Raw genomic sequence first — 6,773 nt, 5'->3', positions numbered from 1 at the left:
CGCCTGGGCCAGGCGCGGCGGGCGCTGGCCGAGATCGTCACCGAGGCCTGGGTCTACGAGCATATCGCCCAGGGCTGCGCGGCCGCCGGCGTCGAGGGCCTGCGGGCGGACGTGACCTGGCACCGGGCGGCCCGGGCCCATGCCGCCTGGTGCGGTGCCGCCACGGTGGGTCAGGAGGACCTGGAGAGCGTCGCGCCCTGGGTGCTGGCCCATCGCCGCAGCCTGGAGCCCCGCCGCGATGAGCCGCCGCCTTTCCCCGGGGGCGGGCATGGCGGCTCCGGTGGCGGGAGTGGCACCGCGTCCGGCGGCGGCCAGGCCGGCCCTACGGGGGAGGGGCAGTGGGGCGCCATGCCACCGCAGGCCCAGCCGAGCGTCGGCGTGCCGGCCCGCGCCACCGCCGCATCGGCGGCCGCCGACCCAAGGTGTGAGAGCCGCGGGAGCCGTGGGACACGCCAACCGGACTGGTTCGCCACCCTGATCGCCAACCGCGGCCGCTGGCCCTGGCGGGAGCTGCGCCATCGCCGGGGTCGCGCCAGGCGGCCGCTGGTGCACCTGGTGCTGCTGGATACCTCCGCCTCCACCCTGGACGGGCATCGGCTGGGCCGCGCCAAGGGCGTGGTGGAGCGCCTGGGGCGCCAGGCCTACGCCGCCCGGGAGCAACTGGCGGTGCTGGGCTTCGGCAACGACGGCGTCACCCCGCTCCTGTCCCGCCGCCGCGCCCCCAAGGCGCTGCCCGGGCGACTCGAGGCCACCGGCGGTGGCGGCGGCACGCCGCTGCGCGAGGTGATCCACCGCGCGGCGCGGCTGATTCGCCAGTGGCGCCGGCAGGAGGCCGGCCTCAGGGTGCGCACCTACCTGATCACCGACGGCCGTATCCGCCAGCCCCTGGACGGCCTGCCGTCGCTGGGCGACTGCCTCGTCGTGGATACCGAGCAGGCCGCCGTCAAGCGGGGGCGGGGCGCGCGGATCGCCGAGCAGTTGGGCGCCCGCTATTATCCCCTGCCCCTAGGAGAGACGACCCATGGCTGAGCCGACCGCCGCGGCGAGTGCCGCCTGTCCCGCGCTCATGATCGCCGCGCCCTCCTCGGGGCAGGGCAAGACCACGGTGACCGCGGCCCTGGCCCGGCTGCTGCGCAACCGGGGCCAGGTGGTGCGGGTCTTCAAGACCGGCCCCGACTACCTGGACCCCCGGGTGCTGGCCCAGGCCTCCGGGCGGCCGGTGGACCCCCTCGATCTGTGGATGGCCGGCGAGGCCGACTGCCGCCGGCGCCTGTATGAGGCCGCCCGGGAGGCGGACCTGATCCTGGTGGAGGGCGCTATGGGGCTCTTCGATGGCGAGCCCTCCAGCGCCGACCTGGCCGCGCTGTTCGACCTGCCGCTGGCCATCGTCATGGACGTCAAGGGCATGGCCCAGACCGCGGCGGCGCTGGTGGCCGGCCTGGCGGGCTTCCGCGACGACATCCGCATCGCCGGGCTGATCGCCAACGCCTGCGGCTCCCGGCGCCATCGGGAGCTGATCGAGGGCGCGCTGCCGGCCGAGATTCCGCTGCTGGCCGCCGTGCCGCGGGATGCCACCCTGGCCCTGCCGGAACGCCACCTGGGGCTGGTCCAGGCCGAGGAGATCCGCGACGACCTGGAGGCCCGTTTCGAGGCCGGCGCCGCGGCCCTCGCGGCCGAGGGCGTGGCGGAGGCGCTGCTGTCATTGCCGCCGGTCGCCTTCGCGGCGCCCCCCGCGGCCGCCACGGCGCCCCTGCCGTCGCTGCGGGGCCGGACCATCGGCGTGGCCCGGGACGCGGCCTTCAGCTTCATCTACCAGGCCAACCTGGAGCTGCTGGAGCGCATGGGGGCGACCCTGCGCTTCTTCTCGCCGCTCACCGATACCCGTTTGCCGCCCTGCGATGCCCTCTGGCTGCCCGGCGGTTATCCCGAGCTGCATGCCGCGGGGCTGGCGGCGAACGCCTCGATGCGCGAGGCGATCCAGGGCTTCTTCGCCGCCGACAAGCCGATCCTCGCCGAGTGCGGGGGCCTGCTCTACTGCCTGGAGAGCCTGACCGATATCGACGGCGAGACCCACGCCATGCTGGGGCTGCTGCCCGGCCGGGGCGCCATGCGCGGGCGGCGCGGCTGCCAGGGCATGCAGACCGCCGAGCTGCCGGAGGGGCCGGTGCGTGGTCATGCCCACCACCGCTCGGTGGCGGAGGGCACGCCCGCGCCCATCGCCTTCGGCCGGCGCCAGCGCCACCCCGCGCCGGGAGAGGCGATCTATCGAGAGCGCGGCCTCACGGCCACCTACCTGCACCTGTTCTTTCCCGACAACCCCGATGCCCTGGCCCGACTCTTCTCGCCGGGCCCGGCATCGGCAGGCGCGACCAAAGAGACACATTCCATCACCCCAGAGGAGTCCCACGGATGAACCTGAACAAGATCCCCGCCACGGTGGTGACCGGCTTCCTGGGCAGCGGCAAGACCACCCTGCTGGCCGGCATGCTGCGCCAGGTGACCGGCAAGCGCATCGCCGTCATCGTCAACGAGTTCGGCGAGCAGGATATCGACTCCAGCCTGCTGCGTGGCTGTGCCTTAAGTTGTGAAGAGGAAGGCGGCGAGGGGGGCGCTCCCGTGGAGGTCGAGCGCGGCATCTATGAGCTGGCCAACGGCTGCATCTGCTGCACCGTGGAGGAGGAGTTCCTGCCGGTAATGAAGCAGTTGGTGGCCCGCCGCGACACGATCGACCATATCCTGATCGAGACCAGCGGCCTGGCCCTGCCCAAGCCGCTGGTGCAGGCGTTCAACTGGCCGGAGGTGCGTCAGCACTGCACCGTGGACGCCATCATCACCGTGGTCGATGGCCCGGCGGTGGCCGCCGGCCGCTACGCCCACGACGTGGCGAGGGTCGAAGCCCAGCGCCTGGCCGACGAGAGCCTGGACCACGACCCCAGCCTGCACGAGCTGCTCGACGACCAGCTCAGCGCGGCGGACCTGGTGCTGGTCACCAAGACCGACCTGCTCGATCCGGCCGAGCGGGCCCGGGTGGAGGCGCTGATCGCCCAGCGGGTGCCAGCCTCGGTCAAGACCCTGTTTATCGACCAGCGCGCCTATGGCAACGGTGACGGCGACGCATCGCGGGCCGCGGAGCGGGCCCAGCTGGAGGCCCTGATGGGCATCGGCGCGGCCAGCGAAGAGACCATCGATCGTATCGACAACCACCACGATCGCCACCACGCCGAGGGCGCCCACCACGACCACGCCCACGATCACTTCGACTCCTGCGTGATCCGCCTGGGCGAGGTGGATGGCGAGGCCCTGGCGGCACGCCTCCAGGCGCTGCTGAAGAGCCACGAGATCTATCGCGCCAAGGGCTTCGCGGCGATTCCGGGCAAGCCCATGCGGCGGGTGATCCAGGCCGTGGGCGAGCGCCTGGATGGCTACTTCGATCGGCTCTGGGGGGCGGACGAGCCGCGCGCCACCCAGCTCGTCTTCATCGGCAAGGGGCTGGATGGCGCGGCCCTGCAGGCCGCCCTGGCGGACGTCGAGATCGCGACGAGCCCCTGATGCACCTGTTCGCCGCCAAGCCCGGGGGCTTCGTCGACGACGAGGGGATCGTCGACCTGCAGCAGAGCCCCGCCGAGATCGTCATCCTGTCCGCCGCCGACAGCAGCCTGGCAGCCCTGGCCCAGGCGGCGGAGCGCCTGGCCGAGGCGAGCGGCGAGGGCTTTCCCTCGCTGCGCCTGGCCAACTGGATGCACCTGATCAAGCCCGCCGCCTACGACCTCTACGAGGACCGGGTGCTGGAGCGGGCGCGGCTGGTGATCGTCTCGCTGCTGGGCGGCAGCGGCTACTGGCGCTACGGCCACGAGCGCCTGCTGGCCTGGGCCGCCGCCGACAAGGGGCGCCAACTGATCCTGGTGCCGGGCTGCGACGCCCCGGACGACGCCCTGCTGGCGGACTCCAGCGTGCCCGTCGCCACGGCCCACCGGGTGTGGCGCTACCTGCGCGAGGGCGGGGTGGACAACGCCGAGCAGCTGCTGCGCTGTATCGGTAGCGAGTGTCTCGGACTGCCGCTGGCGTGGCGCGAACCCCAGGCGCTTCCCGCGGCGCTGCTCTATTTTCCCCAAGCCGCTTTTCATGAAGGCTCTTCTCATGAAGGTTCTTCTCATGAAGGTTCTTGCCGGGAGGCGCCGCAGGGCCGGCCGGTTACCACGCTGAATGGGTGGCAGGCATGCCGGGATCCCGAACGCCCGGTCTGCCTGCTGCTCTTCTATCGCAGCCATCTGCAGGGCGCCAATACCGCGGTGCTGGATGGCCTGCTCGAAGCGCTCGAGGCCCAGGGCCTCGCCCCCCTGGCGGTGGCGGTGGCCTCGCTCAAGGAGCCGGCCTGCCTGGCCTTCGTCAACCACCTGATCGAGCAGACCGGCGCCGGGCTGGTGATCAATACCACCGGCTTCGCGGTCAATCGCCATGCCGACGGGAGCGAGGCCCTCGACGAGGCGGAGCTCAACCAGGAGCTCGCGGGGCTCTTCGTCGGCCGGCCGGTGGTGCTGCAGGCGATCCTCGCCAGCAGCACCGAGGAGGACTGGCGGGCCGAGGCCGGCGGCCTGCGCAGTCGCGACCTGGCCATGCAGGTGGTGCTGCCGGAGATGGATGGCCGCATCCTGACCCGGGCGGTGGGCTTCAAGAGCGAGGCCCACTACAGCGAACGCTGCCAGCTGTCGGTGATCCGCCACGCCCTGCACCCGGAGCGGGCCGTCTTCGTCGCCCGGCTGGCGCGGCGTTTCTGCGACCTGCGACGCACCCCGAACCGGGAGAAGCGCCTGGCGCTGGTGCTGGCCAACTACCCCAACCGCGACGGGCGCATCGGCAACGGCGTCGGCCTCGATACGCCGGCCTCGACGGTCGCCATCCTGCGCGCCCTGGCCGGGGCGGGCTATCCCGTCGACGACCTGCCGGCGGACGGCGATGCCCTGGTCCGCCGGCTGCAGGCGGGGGTGACCAACGATCCCCGGGGGCTGGACCGGCGCGGCTGCTGGCAGAGCATCGCCCTCGACGACTACCTGGCCTGGTTCCGGACCCTGCCGGAGACGCTCCAGGCGGCGGTGTGGACGCGCTGGGGCGCGCCCAGCGAGGACCCCAAGCATCGCCAGGGCCGGCTGATGATCGCCGGGATCCGCCTGGGCGAGACCTTCGTCGGTATCCAGCCGCTGCGCGACCTGGGTGACGACCCGCTCCAGAGCTACCACGATACGGAGCTGGTGCCGCCCCATAGTTACCTGGCCTTCTATCTCTGGCTGCGTGACCACTACCGGGTGGACGCGCTGATCCATGTCGGCAAGCACGGCAACCTGGAGTGGCTGCCGGGTAAGAGCACGGCGCTGTCCGCCGACTGCTGGCCGGATCTCGCCCTGGGGCCGCTGCCGCACTTCTATCCCTTTATCGTCAACGACCCGGGGGAGGGCGCCCAGGCCAAGCGCCGCAGCCAGGCGGTGATCATCGATCACCTGATGCCGCCGCTGGCCCGCGCCGAGCTCTACGGGGCCATGGCGGAACTCGAGGCGCTCACCGACGAGTACTACCAGGCACTCGGCATGGACCCGCGGCGCGAGGCGCTGCTGCGCGAGCGCATCCTCGGCCACCTGCGCGACACCGGGATCGACCGGGAGCTGGCGCAGGGCAGAGTAGGAGAGGAGGCCGCCGGGGAGGCGGAGGACGAGCGCCTGCTCAACGAGCTGGACACCTACCTCTGCGATATCAAGGAGGCGCAGATCCGCCACGGCCTCCACGTGCTGGGCCGCCTGCCGCCGAGGGACAAGCTGGCCGGAACCCTGGTCGCCATCCTGCGCCTGCCGAGAGGCGATAAGCCGGCCCAGCGCGGCCTGCTGCACAACCTGGCCGCCGACCTGGGCCTGCCGCCGGGCTTCGACCCCCTGGCGGCCGGGGCCGAGCCCTGGGCCGGCCCGCGGCCGGCGGCGCTGGCCGAGCTGGACGACGCCCCCTGGCGCAGCGGCGCCGATACCCGCGAACGCCTGGAGCGCCTCGCTCACCGCCTGGTGGAGGCGCACGTTCTGGAGGAGGGCTGCCTGGCCACCCTGGCCCGGGACTACCCGGCTACGGCCGGGCAGCTGCGCCAGGTACGCGGCGGACTCTGGGCCGCCATGCAACGCGGCGTGGAGATGGAGCTGGCGTCGCTGCTGGACGGTCTCGAGGGGTGTTTCGTCCCGCCGGGGCCGAGCGGCGCCCCCAGCCGCGGTCGCCTGGACGTGCTGCCCACCGGGCGCAACTTCTTCGGCGTCGATAATCGCGCCATTCCGTCGCCGGCCGCCTGGTCCCTGGGCGAGGCCTCGGCCCAGGCCTTCGTCGAGCGCTACCTGCAGGATCACGGCGACTATCCGCGCCGCCTGGGCCTGTCGATCTGGGGCACCGCCACCATGCGCACCGGCGGCGACGATATCGCCCAGGCCTTCGCCCTGATGGGGGTGCGGCCGGTCTGGTCGCTGGGCTCGCGGCGGGTGATCGATATCGAGGTGATTCCCGCCATGCTGCTGGGACGCCCCCGGGTGGACGTCACCCTGCGGGTCTCCGGCTTCTTCCGCGACGCCTTCGCCAACGTCATCCGCCTCTTCGACCGGGCGGTGCGGGCGGTGGCCGAGTACCAGGAGCCGGGGGATGCCAACACCATCCGCGCGGCGGTGCTGGCGCGGCGGGACGAGCTCGAGGCCCGGGGGCTCACGCCCGAGGCGGCCGCCCGGGAGGCCGGCTACCGGGTCTTCGGCAGCCGGCCC

General features: G+C 73.0%; 3 protein-coding genes and 1 pseudogene. All 4 read left to right on the top strand.

Annotation, left to right across the window (positions count from 1 at the left end; all coding sequences use genetic code 11):
• Nucleotides 1-1,029 (top strand): annotated as a pseudogene (locus J5F18_RS14590) (magnesium chelatase); the annotation flags it as partial.
• Nucleotides 1,022-2,413: a cobyrinate a,c-diamide synthase gene (locus tag J5F18_RS14585; protein WP_346299300.1), complete on the top strand. Its 1,392-nt coding sequence runs from the start codon at nt 1,022-1,024 to the stop codon at nt 2,411-2,413. The pseudogene J5F18_RS14590 and the gene J5F18_RS14585, both read left to right, overlap by 8 nt.
• Entirely contained in the window at nt 2,410-3,549 is a 1,140-nt protein-coding gene (gene cobW / locus J5F18_RS14580; RefSeq protein WP_346299299.1) for a cobalamin biosynthesis protein CobW, read from the top strand. Before J5F18_RS14585 ends, cobW begins: the two co-directional genes overlap by 4 nt.
• Nucleotides 3,549-6,773: cobaltochelatase subunit CobN (gene cobN / locus J5F18_RS14575; protein WP_346299298.1), on the top strand; the 3,225-nt coding region annotated here is incomplete at its 3' end. The genes cobW and cobN, both read left to right, overlap by 1 nt.

The sequence above is a fragment of the Halomonas sp. BM-2019 genome (genome assembly GCF_017584085.1).
The sequence above is the reverse complement of the archived record's forward strand: the minus strand, read 5'-3'. Positions and strand labels throughout refer to the sequence as shown.

Bases quoted from the DNA above. Each gene is read 5' to 3' on its own strand.
- cobW (WP_346299299.1), top strand. From the start codon at position 2,410: ATGAACCTGAACAAGATCCCCGCCACGGTGGTGACCGGCTTCCTGGGC.
- J5F18_RS14585 (WP_346299300.1), top strand. From the start codon at position 1,022: ATGGCTGAGCCGACCGCCGCGGCGAGTGCCGCCTGTCCCGCGCTCATG.